13 protein-coding genes are annotated in these 17,124 nt (G+C 61.9%); 10 read left to right on the forward strand and 3 right to left on the reverse strand.

The window, feature by feature from the left end; translation table 11 throughout:
- Positions 1-5: 5 nt before the first annotated feature.
- Positions 6-2,816, reverse strand: a complete 2,811-nt coding sequence (locus ACEN2R_RS05815) for a glutamine-synthetase adenylyltransferase (RefSeq protein WP_442040156.1) — start codon at positions 2,814-2,816, stop codon at positions 6-8.
- A 103-nt stretch (positions 2,817-2,919) separates the two neighbouring features.
- On the opposite strand from ACEN2R_RS05815, the gene ACEN2R_RS05820 reads away from it, so the two are divergent.
- From ACEN2R_RS05820 to ACEN2R_RS05835, 4 genes are all read left to right on the forward strand, one after another.
- On the forward strand, positions 2,920-3,390 hold the full coding sequence (locus ACEN2R_RS05820; RefSeq protein ID WP_442040158.1) for a YbaK/EbsC family protein: 471 nt from the start codon (positions 2,920-2,922) through the stop codon (positions 3,388-3,390).
- 114 nt (positions 3,391-3,504) lie between these two features.
- Positions 3,505-3,900: a DUF2852 domain-containing protein gene (locus tag ACEN2R_RS05825; protein WP_442040160.1), complete on the forward strand. Its 396-nt coding sequence runs from the start codon at positions 3,505-3,507 to the stop codon at positions 3,898-3,900.
- A gap of 72 nt (positions 3,901-3,972) precedes the next feature.
- Positions 3,973-4,422, forward strand: a complete 450-nt coding sequence (locus tag ACEN2R_RS05830; RefSeq protein WP_442040433.1) for an RDD family protein — start codon at positions 3,973-3,975, stop codon at positions 4,420-4,422.
- A 96-nt stretch (positions 4,423-4,518) separates the two neighbouring features.
- Positions 4,519-5,355, forward strand: a complete 837-nt coding sequence (locus ACEN2R_RS05835) for an arginyltransferase (protein ID WP_442040162.1) — start codon at positions 4,519-4,521, stop codon at positions 5,353-5,355.
- 25 nt (positions 5,356-5,380) lie between these two features.
- On the opposite strand, the gene ACEN2R_RS05840 is transcribed toward ACEN2R_RS05835, so the two are convergent.
- Both ACEN2R_RS05840 and hisD read right to left on the reverse strand, forming a co-directional pair.
- Positions 5,381-6,145, reverse strand: a complete 765-nt coding sequence (locus ACEN2R_RS05840) for an SDR family NAD(P)-dependent oxidoreductase (RefSeq protein ID WP_442040435.1) — start codon at positions 6,143-6,145, stop codon at positions 5,381-5,383.
- A complete protein-coding gene (hisD, locus tag ACEN2R_RS05845; RefSeq protein WP_442040164.1) occupies positions 6,145-7,452 on the reverse strand; it encodes a histidinol dehydrogenase in 1,308 nt (435 codons plus the stop codon). Before hisD ends, ACEN2R_RS05840 begins: the two co-directional genes overlap by 1 nt.
- A gap of 386 nt (positions 7,453-7,838) precedes the next feature.
- Here hisD and ACEN2R_RS05850 point away from each other — a divergent pair, with 386 nt between their 5' ends.
- From ACEN2R_RS05850 to ilvN, 6 genes are all read left to right on the forward strand, one after another.
- A complete protein-coding gene (locus ACEN2R_RS05850; RefSeq protein ID WP_442040166.1) occupies positions 7,839-8,927 on the forward strand; it encodes a TRAP transporter substrate-binding protein in 1,089 nt (362 codons plus the stop codon).
- Positions 8,928-9,030: 103 nt separating this feature from the next.
- On the forward strand, positions 9,031-10,005 hold the full coding sequence (locus ACEN2R_RS05855; RefSeq protein WP_442040168.1) for a TRAP transporter small permease subunit: 975 nt from the start codon (positions 9,031-9,033) through the stop codon (positions 10,003-10,005).
- 9 nt (positions 10,006-10,014) lie between these two features.
- Positions 10,015-12,675, forward strand: a complete 2,661-nt coding sequence (locus tag ACEN2R_RS05860; RefSeq protein WP_442040170.1) for a TRAP transporter large permease subunit — start codon at positions 10,015-10,017, stop codon at positions 12,673-12,675.
- An 81-nt stretch (positions 12,676-12,756) separates the two neighbouring features.
- Entirely contained in the window at positions 12,757-14,343 is a 1,587-nt protein-coding gene (locus ACEN2R_RS05865; RefSeq protein ID WP_442040172.1) for a gamma-glutamyltransferase family protein, read from the forward strand.
- A 422-nt stretch (positions 14,344-14,765) separates the two neighbouring features.
- Entirely contained in the window at positions 14,766-16,520 is a 1,755-nt protein-coding gene (locus ACEN2R_RS05870; RefSeq protein WP_442040174.1) for an acetolactate synthase 3 large subunit, read from the forward strand.
- Positions 16,521-16,533: 13 nt separating this feature from the next.
- Entirely contained in the window at positions 16,534-17,097 is a 564-nt protein-coding gene (ilvN, locus tag ACEN2R_RS05875) for an acetolactate synthase small subunit (protein ID WP_442040176.1), read from the forward strand.
- Positions 17,098-17,124: the final 27 nt, after the last annotated feature.

Here is a 17,124-nt window from a genome sequence, read left to right on the forward strand (position 1 = left end):
TCATTTCATACCAGTTCCTTTGCCGAAGCAGGGGGATGTGCAAGAGCCGATTCGATCGCCGCTTGCGCCTCTGCGGCGGCATGGGTCAACATATCGGCCAATGCATCAAGGCTGGCCGCGCCGGTTTCGCGCAGGACAAATGCGGTGCCGCCAATCCCCACATCCCCGGGCACAAGCGGTCCGTCGGTCAGCAACCGCGCCGCCGATTGCAGCCGCCACATCAGCCGATAGGAATGCGCCATCGCGTTTGCCCCGGCCTGCGGCAGCCATCCCGACCGCACCCCTGCGGCCAGCTGGTCTTCGACCCGCGCCGACGGATCGCCCGCCATCAGGGCTGCGGCCTGCGCCACAAGCTCCACGTCCTGCAAGCGGCCCGGTCCCAATTTCGCCTCCCAGGCACCTTTCGCCGGTTTTGCCTCGGCGATCCGTGTGCGCATGTCCAACACATCCGCCAGTGTCTTTTGCGGTGCGCCCTTTTTCGACAGCAGATGCAAGCGGAAGGTTTCGACCGCCTTTGCCAAAGCCGGATCGCCTGCAACGGGTCGTGCGCGGGTCAGGGCAAGGTGTTCCCATGTCCAGGCCTCGTCCAGTTGATAGCTTTGGAAGGCGTCAAGCGACGTGGCAACCGGCCCCTGCCGCCCAGAGGGCCGCAACCGCATGTCGACCTCGTAAAGTCGCCCTTCGGATGTTTGCACCGTCACCGCCGTCACCAAGGCCTGCGTCAGCCGCGCGTAATAGGGTCGTGTGGCCAGCGGGCGTCGGCCCTCTGACATCTCGACCCCCTCGCCATCGTAGATAACGATCAGGTCAAGGTCCGAGTGGGCGTTCAGCCTCCCCGCCCCCAGCGACCCCATGCCCAGCACCACGGCACCTTTGCCCGGCGGGCATCCATGTTTCGCCTCGAACTCGGCAAGCACAGCGGGCCACATACCGCCGATCACCGCGCTGGCAAGGTCGGCATACTGGCGCCCCGCGCGATCCGCGTCGATCAGCCCCCGCAGGTGGTGAACCCCGACGCGAAAGTGCCATTCCTTCATCCAGCGTCGCGCGCTGTCGAGTTTCGCCTCGTAGTCGGGCACCTCTGCCAGATGTGCGGACAACTGGTCTTTTAGCGCTGTTTCGCCGGGCCATTCATCAAAGAACGCACCCCCGATGACCGCATCGAAGACACTGGAATTGCGCGACAGGTACCGCGCCAGCGCAGGCGCGGTGGAGCATATATCGACAATCAGATCAATCAGTTGCGGGTTCGCGTCAAAGAGAGAGAACAGTTGCACACCGGCGGGCAACCCGGCCAGGAAACCGTCCATCTGCACAAGCGCCTCGTCCGGTTTGGCGGCCCGTGCGAGCCGCGACAAAAGTTCGGGTTTCAGGCGCCGGAAAATCTCGACAGCCCGTTCAGACCGCAGCGCGGGGTAGGTCGGCCAGCGGCTGGTGATCTGCCTCGCGGTCTCGCTCAATTCTGGCGCGGGGGGGACGGCAGAGGGGGCAAAGAACCCCTCTGTCAGGTCGTTCACGCGGATCAGGCGGGCCTTGATCGCGGCCCGCATCGCCTGCGTGTCACCCTGCCCCATGAACCGTGCCAACCGGTCGAACCCGTCGGCGTTCTGCGGCAGGTCGTGGGTTTGCGCGTCGTTGATCATTTGCAGCCGGTGTTCGACCTCGCGGTGGGCGCGATATTCAGTGGTCAGAACCTCTGCCACATCGGCGGGCACCCAGCCCTTGTCCACCAGCGCCGCCAGCGACTTGACCGTTTCGCGCCCACGCAGGTCGGGGTCGCGGCCACCTGCGATAATCTGGCGGGTCTGGGTGAAGAACTCGATCTCGCGGATGCCCCCCAATCCCAGCTTCAGGTTATAGCCTTCCAGCGCGATGCCCGATTTCGACACATGCAGGCCCTTGTGGTCGCGGATCCGCAGCCGCATGTCATGGGCGTCCTGAATGGCGGCAAAATCCAGATGTTTGCGCCAGACGAACGGGCGCAGCCGGTCAAGATAGCGCCAGCCCGCGTCCAGATCGCCGCCGCAGGGCCGCGCCTTGATGTGCGCGGCACGTTCCCATGTGCGCCCGACGCTTTCATAATACCGCTCTGCCGCATCCATAGAGGTGCAGACCGGCGTGACCGAAGGGTCGGGCCGCAGCCGCAAATCGGTGCGAAAAACATAGCCCTCGCCGGTCAGGTCTGACAGCATCGCGGTCATCCGACGGGTCACGCGGATAAAGGCGGCGCGGGCATCCATGTAATCGGCGGGATCGAACCGATCCTCGTCGAACAGCATGATCAGGTCTATGTCACTTGAATAATTCAGCTCGAACGCCCCCATCTTGCCCATGGCAAGCGCCACCATGCCCCCCGCGGTTGCCGCGTCGGCCTCTGTCAGGCCGGGGATCTTGCCACGGGCGATTTCGGCCCCGACAAGTGCTTTCATCGAGGTATCGACCGCCAGATCGGCCAGCCGCGTCAGCGCCCCCGTCACCTGTTCCAGCGACCAGACGCCGCCCAGATCGGCAAGGGCGGTCAGAACCGCAACGCGCCGCTTTGCCTGACGCAGGGCATCGGCAAGACCGGACAGCGGGGTTTGCGATGCCACGTGCAGCACGTCGTTCAGGGCAGTTTCGGGGGCTCCCGACAGCGCCTCGCGCAGCCAGTCCGCCTCGCGCAGCATAAGGCCGTTCAGATAGGGGCTGCATCCCCCCGCCCCCTCGGTCAGGTCGGCGATTTCGGGGGGCATATCGGCGAACAGGGCACGGGCATCGGCGCCGCGTTCGGGGTCATAGGCGATGGGGCAGCGGGTGATACGGGATGCGAATGTCATAAGCGCAGGATGATGTGGTCTGCGGGTGGGGTCAACGGGTCTTGATGTGGGTCTTGATGTGGGGCCCGCGCCGCGCAATAGTCACCAAAACCCGGAGCCCCCGATGAGCAAAAGCCTGAAACGCGTGGAACGCGCCCTGACCGAGGCCGGATTGGCGGCGCGCATTCTGGAAATGAGTGCAGAAACCCGTACAGCGGCCCAGGCGGCAGAGGCGGCAGGTTGCGCACTGGACCAGATCGCCAAGTCGATCATCTTTCGTGGCGAGTTGTCCGGCACCGCCCTTTTGTTTCTGACGGCGGGCGGCAACCGGGTCTGCGCCGACAAGGCAAGCGCGCTGGCGGGCCAACCCCTTGGCAAGGCCGACGCCGGCCTGATCCGGGCGCAAACCGGCTTTGCCATCGGGGGTGTCTCGCCGTTCGGGCATCTGACCCCGATCACCGCCTTCATGGACCCCAGGTTGATGGAATTCGACGTGGTTTGGGCCGCAGCGGGCACGCCGCGCCATATATTTGCGGTTGATCCGAAGGAAATTCGGCGCATAACTGGCGCGCAAGTTTTTGATTTTGTTGGCTGATACGAAATAATGTAAATAATGTTTACATCACCCCTTGCGAAAACCGCCTGCCCTTCCGATCTTGGTAATGTGAAAGACATTCACATACACATCAACCCGAACCGGAGCATTCGCATGAGCACTGTCGCACAATGGCCTGGCCAAGCCGAAACCTGGCTGGACGAACGTGGCAAAGGCGCCTGGATCGCCGCCATGGTCCTTGGATTCATCTTTTTCTGGCCTGTGGGTCTTGCCCTTCTGGCCTATATGATCTGGAGCAAACGCATGTTTACCCGTAGCAAATGCGGCACCCGCCGTGACCGTCACGCCCGAATGGGGGCCTTCCAGTCCTCTGGCAACATGGCGTTCGACGCCTATAAGGCCGACACCTTGCAGCGTCTGGAAGAAGAGCAGCAGACCTTCGAGGCCTTCCTTGCCCGTCTGCGGCACGCAAAAGACAAGGCAGAGTTCGACCAGTTCATGGATGATCGCGCCTCCAGACCGCGCGAAAGCACACCGACTGACGTCTGATACATAACATGTGGCCCCCGACACAGGGGGGCCGCCCTTTTCTTTCCGTCCAAAGGCACGTATCCCATGTCTATGCCAGATCATCACTGGGGCCTTCCCGACCCCGATATGCACGCGGAATTCTACGAAGGCGTCGCGTCCAAGCGGTTGGCGGCCTGGGTGATCGACACCCTGCTGATCATTGCCATCACGCTTTTGATGATCCCGCTGTCCTTCTTTGTGGCGCTGTTCTTTCTGCCTCTGGTGGGGATGGCTGTGAATATCCTGTACCGCGCCATTACCTTGTCGCGGCATTCCGCCACGCCGGGGATGCGGTTCATGGCCATAGAGTTCCGCACGGCGCAGGGCCTGCGCATGGATACCGCCACGGCGCTGTTTCACACTTTGGGCTACACGCTGAGCATCGCGATGGTGTTTCCGCAGATCGTGTCGATCTTTCTGATGCTGACAGGGCGACGCGGTCAGGGCCTGACCGACCATGCCCTGGGGACCGTCGCGATCAACCGCGCGGCGGATATCTAGCCGCAGTCAGGTGCCTGACCGCCTCGCTGATTCTGGGGGCTTGGCGTTTGGCAATGTGATTGCTAACCTGACCTTCGAAATAGCTTTGAAGATTCCATGCGCCACACGCTGCCCCTTGCGCCCCAGTTCTATGTGACGGCTCCGCAGCCCTGCCCCTATCTGGAGGGCAGGCTGGAACGAAAGCTGTTCACGGCCCTGCAAGGGGATCATGCGGAAACCCTGAACGACGCTTTGTCGAAGCAAGGGTTCCGCCGCTCGCAGAATGTGCTGTATCGCCCGTCCTGCGCCGAATGCAGCGCCTGTTTATCGGCGCGCATCCGCGTCGCGGATTTCAGGCTGTCAAAAAGCCAGACCCGCGTTCTGCGCCGCAACAGCGACCTTACGCGCCGCTCGACATCGCCCTGGGCCACCGAAGAGCAATACGCCCTGTTCCGCAGCTATCTGGACAACCGCCATGCCGATGGCGGAATGGCGGACATGGATATTTTCGAATTTGCCGCAATGATCGAGGAAACCCCGATCCGCAGCCGCGTGATCGAATACGCCGCCCCCCCGTCACCGGACAACCGGCGCGGCACGCTGTCGGCGGTGTGTCTGACGGATGTGTTGGATGACGGGCTAAGCATGGTCTATTCCTTTTACGATCTGGCGCGGGAAAAGCTGTCGATGGGCACCTATGTGATCCTTGACCATATCCGCATCGCTCAGGAGGCGGGCCTGCCCTACGTCTATCTGGGCTATTGGGTGCCGGGCAGTCCCAAGATGGGCTATAAGGCCAAGTTCAGCGGGCTGGAGATTTACAAACGCGGCCGCTGGACATCCATAGGCAACCCCGAAGACCACCGATCGGACCCGCATCCCCTGACGGTCGATCCGATTTCCGAACAGGTGGCGCGGATCAATTTGCCCGACACGATGTCGGTAAAAGGCTGACGGCCACAGGTGCTACCGCAAGGCCCTAGCCCGCTGTCCAGCCCCCGTCGATCAACAGCGACGCCCCTGTCATCATCGCCGAGGCATCGCTGGCCAGAAACACCACCGCCCCCATGATGTCCTCGACCTCGCCCACGCGGCCCAGTTTGATCTTGTCCAGAATCCACGCCTTTCGCACCGGATCGCGCAGTGTCTGCTCGCCCAGAGGGGTGCGGATAAAGGTTGGACACAGGGTGTTCACGCGGATGGATGCGGGGCCGAATTCTATCGCCATCGCCTTGGTGAAACCTTCGACCGCGTGTTTCGTGGCGCAATAAACCGCGCGGTCGATGCCGCCGACATGGCCCATTTGCGACGAGACATTGATCAACGACCCCGGTTTTCCCGCCGCGATCAACCCCTTGGCCACGGCCCGCGTCAGAAAATACGCACCCCTTACATTCAGGTCGGTCACCGCGTCGTAATCATCCGGTGTCGTGGCGGTGGCGGGACCGTGGCGGGCAAGGCCCGCGCTGTTCACCAGTATGTCGAACGGGCCATGGGCGGCGACCGCCCCTGCGGTTGCGCCGATGTCCGCCACATCCAGCGGCAAGCCCTGCGCGGTCAGGCCCTGCGCCGTCATGGCGGCGACCACCCCGGCGATCCTGTCCTTGTGTCGCGCCACGACAAAGACCTCGGCACCCGCCTCTGCCAAGGCCACCGCAGCCCCCAGACCAATCCCCGACGTCGCCCCCGCCACAAGGGCGCGGCGCCCGTCCAGCCGGAACGACGGCGTGCGCGGCAGCGCGATCATTCCGCCGCCTCGCCGTAACCGACATTGCCACCACCATAGCGCCGGACCCTGATGTTGGCCTGTTCCGCATGGCCGACAAAGCCTTCCAGCAGGCACAGGCGCGAACAATACCTGCCGATGTCCACGGCAGCCTTATCTGTCGTAATACGCTGATAAGAATGGGTTTTCATGAACTTTCCCACCCAAAGCCCACCGGTATAGCGCCCCGCCTTTCTGGTGGGCAACGTGTGGTTGGTGCCAATCACCTTGTCACCGTTCGCCACATTTGTGCGCGGGCCAAGGAACAGGGCGCCGTAGCTGTGCATATGGTCCAGAAACCAGTCGTCGCGGTCTGTCATCACCTGCACATGCTCTGACGCGATGTCGTTGGCGACCTGTAGCATCTCGTCGTAGGTGTCGCACAGGATCACCTCGCCGTAGTCGCGCCAGCTGACGCCTGCGGTGGCCGCTGTGGGCAGGATCTGCAACAGCCGACCGACCTCGGCCATGGTGCCTTCGGCCAGTTTGCGCGAGGTGGTCAAAAGCACGGCGGGCGAATTATAGCCATGTTCTGCCTGCCCCAGCAGATCGGTCGCGCAAAGTTCCGCATCGACCGTGTCATCCGCGATGACCATGGTTTCCGTCGGCCCCGCGAACAGATCGATCCCGACCCGACCATAGAGCTGGCGCTTGGCCTCGGCCACATAGGCATTGCCGGGGCCGACCAGCATATCCACCGGTTCGATCGTTTCGGTGCCGATGGCCATGGCCCCCACGGCCTGTATCCCGCCCATCACGTAAATCTCGTGTGCGCCGGCGAAATGCATCGCCGCGACCACGGCTGCGTTGGGCGCGCCATTGAACGGCGGGGTGGCGGCGATGATGCGCGGCACCCCCGCGACCGTCGCCGTGGCAACCGACATATGCGCCGAGGCAACCATGGGGAACTTGCCGCCCGGCACATAGCACCCGACCGATTGCACCGGAATATGCTTGTGGCCAAGGATCACCCCCGGCAGGGTTTCCACCTCGATGTCCAGCATCGAGTCCCGCTGCGCCTGTGCGAAATTGCGCACCTGAGTCTGGGCGAACGTGATGTCGTCGATCTCGCGCGGGGTCAGTGTGGCGATCAGCGCGTCGATCTGCGGCTGGGTCAGGCGGAACGCCCCGGGGCTGTAATTGTCGAAACTTTCGGACATCGCGCGCACCGCCGCGTCGCCCTCGGCCTCGATCCGCGCAAGCGCCTGTTCGACCACATCGCGCACGGCGGCATCATCAGTCTTGCGGTCCGCGTCCGCCTTGCCCCGCTTCAGGTATTCAATCATGTCCACTCCCCTCGCTCTTTCGGTTTCGAAAACCGGTCCGCCGCACTCCCCGGCTAAAATCAGGGCGCGGTGCCACTTTGCCAACAGAACCACGGCAGAGTAAAGCCACAGCATGCAGCCGTCACCCGCAGGGTGCGACGACGGGCATCATGACGTTAGGGAACCCGCAGGCGGCGCAACCGGAGCGAGACAAAAGGCGGCCTGCGTCAATATTAGGCATTGCGTTATTTAATATATAAATCAATTACTTATGAAGAATAAGTCCCCTGATTTCGGGTTTTTTACCCCGCAGTGGTAAGTTTTTCTAGCCGCGCACCACTTGCCCCGCTAGCATGGCCTCGTCGGAGGACAATAAAACCAATAAACCACTACAAGGAAGGTATTTTATGGAACGCCGCAAGTTTCTTACGAGCGCCGCACTCGGCGCGACAGGAGCTGCTTTGGCAGCACCCGCAGTCGCCCAAGCCAGCAAAAAGATCATGACCATCGTTTCCACCTGGCCACGGGACTTTCCCGGTCTGGGTGTTTCGGCACAGCGCGTTGCAGCCCGGATCACCGAGCTGTCGCAGGGTGCAATCACCACAGAATATTACGCCGCAGGCGAGCGCGTGGGCGCATTCGACTCGTTCGACGAAGTCGCGTCCGGCAACTCCCAGGCTTACATCGGCGCGGACTACTACTGGGTCGGCAAGCATCCCGCCTTCGCCTTCTTCACCTCCGTGCCGTTCGGCATGACGGTGACCGAATTCAACGCATGGATCAAATTCGGCGGCGGTCAGGAACTTTGGGACAAACTGTCCGGCGAGTTCGGCATCAAGGCACTGCCTTGCGGCGCGACCGGCACACAGGCCGGCGGCTGGTTCAACAAAGAGATCAACTCTGCCGATGATTTCAAGGGCCTGAAGATGCGTATCCCCGGCCTTGGCGGCAACGTGCTGTCGAAACTGGGTGCATCCACGGTGTCCCTGCCCGGCGGTCAGATCTACGAAAACCTCGTATCCGGTTCGATCGACGCGACAGAGTGGGTTGGTCCATACAACGACTACTTCATGAAGTTCTACGAGGCGGCCAAATACTACTACACCGGCGGTATGCACGAGCCGGGCTCCGACCTTGCAATGGGCATGAACAAAGCCTGGTGGGATAGCCTGTCCGAGTGGGAGCAGTCTGTGATTAGCGCTGCTTGCTACGAAGAGAACGCGGCCCAATACGAGGAAGCGATTGCCCTGAACGGGCCATATCTGAAAAAGCTGGTCGAAGAGCAAGGCGTTCAGGTTCGCGCGTTCAGCGACGAGACCTGGGATGCGATGTACGAGGCATGGCTCGAAGTCGTTGCCGAAGTGCGCGATCACTCGCCGCTGGCCGCGGAAATCGCCGACGATTATGACGCCAAACTCAAAGAGTATGGCTCCATGATGGCGAAGTTCGAGATCACCTATGTGAATCAGCGTAACCGCGTTATGGGCCTTTCCTAAGGGTTTGACCCGGAATTCGGGGCGGGGTCTTTTCCCCCGCCCCGTTTTTGACTGCACATCCTGCGGACAAGTCTGAACATCCCCAAACCTAAAAGGTAAGACCGTGAGCGACATCGCTATTTCTCGAACCTCAACGCAGATCGTTCGGTATGTGGGTTGGTGCGTCCTCGGACTCCTCGCCGCATTTCTGGTCAACAACATGCTGATCGTGGCTTTTGATTATCCCGCGCTGTCCTTCGAGACCGGATTTGCAGGCAAGGGCGCGATTTCCATCGGCGTCTATCTTGCCGGTCTGGCGCTGGCGGTGGCTGCGGTCGCCCTGCGCCCCGCCCCGACGCTGCGACAAGAAGCGCACAGCATCCACAGCTTCAACCTGTATCTGATCCGCGCCTGTTTCTTCACCGTGCTGCTGACCGGGGTCGTCGATGCCGCGCTGGCCTTCATGCGGGTCGAGAACATGTTGCCGGCGTTCTTCAGCGACGAGATGGTCCGCAACCTTGGCCGGGCCAGATTTGTCGGTCCCTATGTTCACACCCCCCTGATTGTCGTCAGTCTGATCCTTGCGCTGTTCAGCCGCACGCTGGGCTTTACCTGGCTTGCGCTGCTGATCGTGGCTGCCGAACTGGGCATCGTGATCAGCCGCTTCGTATTTTCCTACGAGCAGGCCCTGATGGGCGATCTGGTGCGCTACTGGTATGCGGCGCTGTTCCTCTTTGCATCGGCCTATACGCTATATGACGAGGGCCATGTGCGCGTGGATATCCTTTATGCGGGCTTTACCCGCCGCGCCAAGGGCCGCAACAATGCGATCGGCTCGATCTTCTGGGGCGCGTCGACCTGCTTTGTGATCCTCGGCATCGGCCTTGGCAGCAAACAGTCCATCGTGAACAGCCCGATTGCCAACTTCGAAATCTCGCAGGCCGGTAGCATCGGCATGTTCACCAAATACCAGATGGCGGCCTTTATCGCGATCTTCGCAATCACAATGCTCATCCAGTTCGTCAGCTACTTCTTTGAATCGGTAGCAGACTTCAGGAATGAACCCGGTGCGCGCGAAGCGGCGCCCGTCTCACATTAAGGTGCCATAATGGAACTTTTCTTTCTTCTTTTGCTGGTTGTCATGATGGCAACCGCGCTTGGCTCCGGTTTTCCGGTGGCCTTCGCCCTTCCCGGTGCGGCGGTCATCACGGTCGGTCTGGCCGCGCTAACGGGGTATCTGGTGCTTGGCTCCCCCGATGCCTATTTCCACACCAGCGGACCCTACCAGTGGCTGTCGGCGGGTGTCACCAACCTGAGGGGCGTTTATTGGGAGGTAGAGCGCGACACCCTGATCGCCATCCCCCTGTTCATCTTCATGGGCATCATGCTTCAGCGGTCCAAGATCGCCGAGGACCTGCTGGTCACCATGGCGCAGCTTTTCGGCTCGATCCCCGGCGGTCTGGGCATATCGGTGGTCTTCGTGGGGGCCCTTCTTGCGGCGACCACGGGCATCGTGGGCGCGACCGTTGTGGCCATGGGCCTGATCTCGCTGCCTGCCATGCTGCGCAACAACTACTCCCCCAGTCTTGCCAGCGGCACAATCGCCGCCTCGGGCACGCTGGGGCAGATCATTCCGCCCTCGATCGTGCTGATCATCCTTGCCGACCAGCTGGCCTCTGCCACCGATCAGGCCAGCACGATGCGCAAAGTGCTGCACAAGAATGCCACCGGCGAACTGTCGATGCCGTCGATCTTCGATGTGACCTCGACCAGCGCGGGGGAAATGTTCCTTGGCGCGCTTGTTCCCGGCCTGCTGCTTGTCCTGATCTACATGATCTACATCATGGTCTATGCGATTATTAACCCCAAAAAGGCCCCGTCGGTTCCCTACGAGGGTGCCTATGACGGCACGTTCTGGCGCACTGTGATCATTACTCTGGTGCCGCCACTTGCGCTGATCTTCCTTGTGCTGGGGTCGATCATCACCGGCATCGCGACCGTGAACCAGGCGGGTGCGATCGGTGCTGCCGGGGCGCTGACAATGGCGGGCTACCGCCTGTATGAAGGGAAACGCACCACCTATTACCCCGCCATCATGGCTCTGGCCTCGATGGCGTTGATCACCTTTTGTCTCGCCAACTTCAATATGAACGCCAAGAACATCCAGACCGATCAGGATCGTCTTGGCATGGCCCTTGGCATTCTGGCCACGGTCATGTTGACCGTTTCCCTCTGCTGGAGCGGCTGGCGCGCCTTCAAGATCGAGGACTCACTGCGCGGCGTCATGCTGGAAACAGCCAAGACGACCTCGCTTGTGTTCATCATCCTTCTGGGGGCCGCCATGCTGACTGCGGCCTTTCGCGGCTTCGGCGGCGAAGACCTGGTGCGCAATTTCCTGACCTCGCTTCCGGGCGGGTTCTGGGTGCAGTTCGTCATCGTCATGGGCGTGATCTTTGTGCTGGGGTTCTTTCTGGACTTCATCGAAATTGCCGTGGTCGTGGTGCCGATCGTGGCCCCTATCCTGCTGGCGGACCCGTCTGCCAACATCACGGCCGTCTGGCTGGGTGTCATGATCGGCCTGAACATCCAGACCTCGTTCCTGACCCCGCCCTTCGGCTTTGCGCTGTTCTACCTGCGCGGCGTCGCCCCTGCGGTGGTCAAGACAACCCAGATCTACAAGGGCGTTGTTCCGTTCATCGCGCTGCAACTTCTGGCGCTTGCGGTTGTAGGTGTCCTTCCGCCACTGGTGAACTACCTGCCGAACCGCATGGGGCTGCTGTCTGACGCGGCCCCGCCCCCGCGCAACCCGCGCCTGCAATACTGTCTTGACCAGTATACAACCGATTACATCGACACCAACGCGGCGATGGAATCGCAACTGATCGGACGGCTTTCCGCACTGGATACCAGCGCCTATCCGCAATCCGTGGCCAACGATCTGGCAGCGGGTCTGTCGGGTTACACCGACGCGCTTGCCTCGCTGAAGGCGGCAAATGCGGCGGAACTGGCGATTAAGGACGCAGCAAAAACCTACCGCCCGAAACAAGTCGCCGTGCGCCAACTGCAAAAGCAGATCAGCGCATTCGAGGATGAAATCGCGTTGATCCGCACCGATATCTCGCGCGTTTCGGGGACCGAGGAAGGTCAGGCGCGCAAAGCCTTACTAGAGGCGCGCCGTGCCGAAAACGAACAGGAAATCGCCAAATTGCAGGCGCAAATCCCCGAAAGCTGGAAACAGACCTACGCCGATTTCGCAGAACTGCTGACCGCAGAAACCAAGGCGCGCACCCTGTACCGCCGCAATGCCGACAGCGCCTACGAAGCCTTCGCCAAGGTCGCGGATGTCGCGTCGGCCGGCGATGCGTTTAAGGCACTGGAGGCAGATCTGCGCGCGCTCGGGCCACAACTCGGCGGCTCTGACCCCAAGGCGATTGCCGACGGGATCAAGGATCTTGCGTCCCGCTTCGGCGATGTGGCGGGCGGCGGGGATGTCAAGAAACCCCTCGACGCACTGCGCAAGGCGCTGACAGCCAGCCCCGTGGACACCGCCAAAGAGCAGGCGTCTTACGATGACGCGGTCAAGGCCTTCGAGGCTCATCTGGCCTTCGTCAACGGCCCGGCACAGGATCTGGATCAGGCCCTGACCGCCGCCATGCCGATGCTGAAAGGAACCGTCGGGGCCCGCGCGCAGGAAAACCTGTCCCGCGAACAGGCTTTGTCGATCGCAGCCTGTGCCTCGCATCACCGCGATATCTCGCTGAACTTCTAAGGGGGTGTGCCCCACGGCCTTCGCCCGAACCTTTGTGTCCGGGCGAAAGCCACAACCATAAACGCCTGAAAGGAGTGTCCGATGCTTCATTCCGCACTAGGATACAGGGGTGCGTTTTCCGCCCCGAACAGGATCGCAGCCCTTGCCGGACAGGATGTTCTGGCCGCAGGCGGCACCGCGATCGAGGCAATGGTCGCCGCCGCCGCCACCATTGCCGTCGTCTACCCCCATATGAACGGCATCGGCGGCGACGGCTTCTGGGTCATCCACCGCCCCGGACAGGCCCCCGTCGGCATATCCGCCTGCGGTCAGGCCGCCCGCCTGGCCACCCCCGGATGGTATGCCGAACGCGGCTTCACCGACGCTATTCCAGCCCGCGGCGGCCCTGCGGCCCTCACCGTGCCCGGCAGCATCGGCGGATGGCAGGCGGCACTGGCGCTCGTGCCACAAGACAAACGTATCCCCCTGCCCGATCTGCTGGCCCCCGCCATCGCCTATGCCCGCGACGGCTTTGCCGTGACCGGCAACCAGTCGCGCTGCACGGCCGAAAAACTCGACGGACTCAGGAACGTGCCGGGATTCCGTCAGGCCTTTCTGATGGATGGCGCACCGCCCGAAGCCGGCGCATGCATGACACAGACCGCCTTGGGCGACACCCTTGCAAGCCTCGCGCAACACGGGTTGGGCAGCTACTACACCGGGGACATCGCCAAGGCCCACGCGGCCTGCCTTCAGGACCACGGCAGCCCGCTGCGCTTGGGCGATTTCAACGATTACGCCGCGCGTATGGTCACCCCGCTGACGGTTAAGACCTCGCTGGGGCAGCTTTACAACATGACCGCACCGACCCAGGGCGTCTCGTCCCTGATGATCCTCGCGCTGTTTGACCGCCTAGGTGTCACCATCCCCGACGGGTTCGACCACCTGCACGGACTGATCGAGGCCACCAAACAGGCCTTCATCCTGCGCAACCGCGATCTGGGCGATCCCGTCGATATGGCGCAGGACGCGCAGGACTGGCTGGCTGACGACCTGCTGGACAGGCTTGCCGGCAATATCGACACGAAAGCCGCCCTGCCCTGGCCCTATACCCCCGTCGAGGGCGATACCATCTGGATGGGCGCCGCCGACAGCGACGGCACCGTCGTCAGTTTCATCCAAAGTGTGTTCTGGGAATTCGGCTCCGGCCTCACCTGCACCGACACCGGCGTCTACTTCCAGAACCGCGGCGCGGGCTTCTCGCTTGCGGCGGGCCCGAACCAGTTGGCACCGGGCAAACGTCCGTTCCACACGCTGAACCCCGCGCTGGCGCATCTGAACGATGGCCGCGTCATGGCCTACGGCACCATGGGCGGCGAAGGCCAACCACAAACACAGGCCGCCGTGTTCACCCGCTACGCGCAATTCGGTCAGGATCTGCAAATGGCCGTGACCAATCCGCGCTGGCTGTTGGGGCGGACGTGGGGCGATGTCTCGACCAGCCTGAAGCTCGAGGACCGCTTCGACCCCGCCCTTGTGCAACAGCTGCGCGATGCAGGCCATCAGGTAGAGCTGATCTCGCCCTACTCGGATCTTGCAGGTCACGCGGGCGCGGTGGTGCGACACCCGGACGGTCTTCTGGAATCCGCAAGCGACCCGCGCTCGGACGGGGCCGCCCTCAGCTTCTGATCCGTCCCCGTCTTTCCCCTCTTGTTGGTAAAAATATCCGCGCCGCAGGCAAACCGGAGTCCCCGCGCAAGCGGGGGCGACACATAAACCTCGCGCGGCACGCGCGCCCGTTGCCTTCCCCGCGGTCACAAAACTGCGCGAATTTTCGCAAATCCCGAAAAATCCCCCGCATATCGCAACTTTCGGCAATATTTTCATGACGCCGCGACACATTATTCGCCGCTTTGGTGGTTGACGCCCCCAAACCCCCGCCCTAATGTCTGCTGCAACTGCAAAGGACCCCTGAATTATGACCGACATTGTCGTGCTAGTAGGATCAAGGCGCATGGGCCGGTAACGGTAACCCTAAACGGTCCCCATGCGCCCCCGCCAAAAACGGGGGTTTTTTATTGTCCAAAGATAAAGTGAAACGGAGCGAAAAGATGACACGTCAGATGACCGGCGCAAAAATGGTGGTTCAGGCCCTGAAGGATCAGGGTGTGGACGTCGTATTCGGCTACCCCGGCGGTGCCGTGCTTCCGATCTATGACGAGATCTTCCAGCAAAACGACATCCAGCATATTCTTGTGCGCCACGAACAGGGGGCTGTGCATGCCGCCGAGGGCTATGCCCGCTCGACCGGGAAACCCGGCGTTGTGCTCGTCACCTCGGGGCCCGGTGCGACAAATGCGGTCACCGGCATGGTCGATGCCCTTATGGACAGCATCCCGCTGATCGTTCTGACGGGTCAGGTTCCGACCTTCATGATCGGCAACGACGCCTTTCAGGAGGCCGACACCGTCGGCATCACCCGCCCCTGCACCAAGCATAACTGGCTGGTCAAGGAAACCGACAAGCTGTCCGACACCATCCATCAGGCCTTTCATGTCGCCATGTCCGGCCGTCCCGGTCCGGTGCTTGTCGACATCCCCAAGGACGTGCAGTTCGCCACCGGCACCTATACGCCCAAGGAAAAGGCCCGCGTGTCGCATTATCAGCCGCGCGTAAAGGGGGACATCGCCGCGATCACGCAGATGGTGGAACTGATGGAAACCGCCGAACGCCCCGTGTTCTACACCGGCGGCGGCGTCATCAACTCTGGCCCTGCGGCCACACAACTGCTGCGCGAATTCGTCGAGGCGACGGGCTTTCCCATCACCTCGACCCTGATGGGTCTGGGGTGTTACCCCGCGTCCGGCAAGAACTGGCTGGGGATGCTGGGCATGCACGGCCTTTACGAGGCAAACTGGGCGATGCATGATTGCGACGTGATGATCAACGTCGGCGCACGCTTTGACGACCGGATCACCGGCCGGGTCGATGCCTTCAGCCCGAAGTCAAAGAAGATCCATATCGACATCGACCCCTCTTCGATCAACAAGATCATCCGAGTGGATGTGCCCATCATCGGTGACATCGCCCATGTGCTGGAAGACGCGCTGAACATCTGGAAGGCGCGTGGCCGAAAGGTCAACACCGCCGGTCTGGAAAAATGGTGGAAAAAGATCGCCACATGGCGCGCGGTCAAATGCCTGACCTACACCGGCTCCGACACGATCATCAAACCACAATACGCGCTGGAACGCCTCGAGGCGCTGACCAAGACCCGCGACCGCTACATCACGACAGAGGTCGGCCAGCACCAGATGTGGGCCGCGCAATACCTGAACTTCGAAGACCCGAACCGCTGGATGACCTCTGGCGGGCTGGGCACCATGGGCTATGGCACGCCTGCGTCGATCGGTGTTCAGGTCGCCCACCCCGAGGCGCTGGTCATCAACGTCGCGGGCGAGGCAAGCTGGCTGATGAACATGCAGGAAATGGGCACAGCGACCCAATACCGCCTGCCGGTCAAGCAGTTCATCCTGAACAACGAACGCCTTGGCATGGTGCGCCAGTGGCAGCAGTTGCTGCACGGCGAGCGCTATTCGCAGTCCTGGTCCGAGGCCCTGCCCGATTTCGTGAAGCTGGCAGAGGCGTTCGGGGCCAAGGGCATTCGCTGCTCCGATCCTGCGAAACTGGATGACGCCATTCAGGAAATGCTGGATTACGACGGCCCGGTGATCTTTGACTGTCTGGTGGAAAAGCATGAGAACTGTTTCCCGATGATCCCCTCGGGCAAGGCGCACAACGAGATGTTGATGGGCGATGCCGATACGTCAAAAGCAATCGGTGCCTCCGGCGCGGTTATGGTTTAAGGAAGGTCTCTAAATGTCTGCTCTCAATATCAAAAAAGGCGCATCCAGCCATTCCGCCTACGACCTGCGCGACCCGAATGCCGATGTCGTGGAAAAGCACACGCTGGCGGTTCTGGTGGAAAACGAACCGGGGGTTCTGGCCCGCGTCATCGGCCTGTTTTCCGGCCGTGGTTACAACATCGAGTCTCTGACAGTGGCCGAAGTCGACCATCTGGGGCATCGCAGCCGCATCACCATCGTGACCGCCGGCACCCCACAGGTGATCGAACAGATCAAGGCGCAGCTGGGCCGCATCGTGCCCGTCCACGAAGTGCATGACCTGACCGTCGAAGGCCCCAGCGTCGAGCGTGAACTGGCCCTGTTCAAGGTGGCAGGTCTGGGTGACAAACGCGTCGAGGCCCTGCGTCTGGCCGATATTTTCCGTGCGAATGTCGTGGACAGCACGCTGGAAAGCTTTGTCTTCGAGATCACGGGAACACCCGAAAAGATCGACGCATTTGCCGATCTGATGCGCCCGCTTGGCCTGCAAGAGGTCGCCCGCACAGGCGTCGCCGCATTGGCGCGGGGCGCGGCGTAAACGCCGCTGACCGGACACTGAAAGCCT

Source organism: Pseudogemmobacter sp. W21_MBD1_M6 (genome assembly GCF_052119585.1).
Taxonomy (GTDB): Bacteria; Pseudomonadota; Alphaproteobacteria; order Rhodobacterales; family Rhodobacteraceae; genus JBGQOJ01.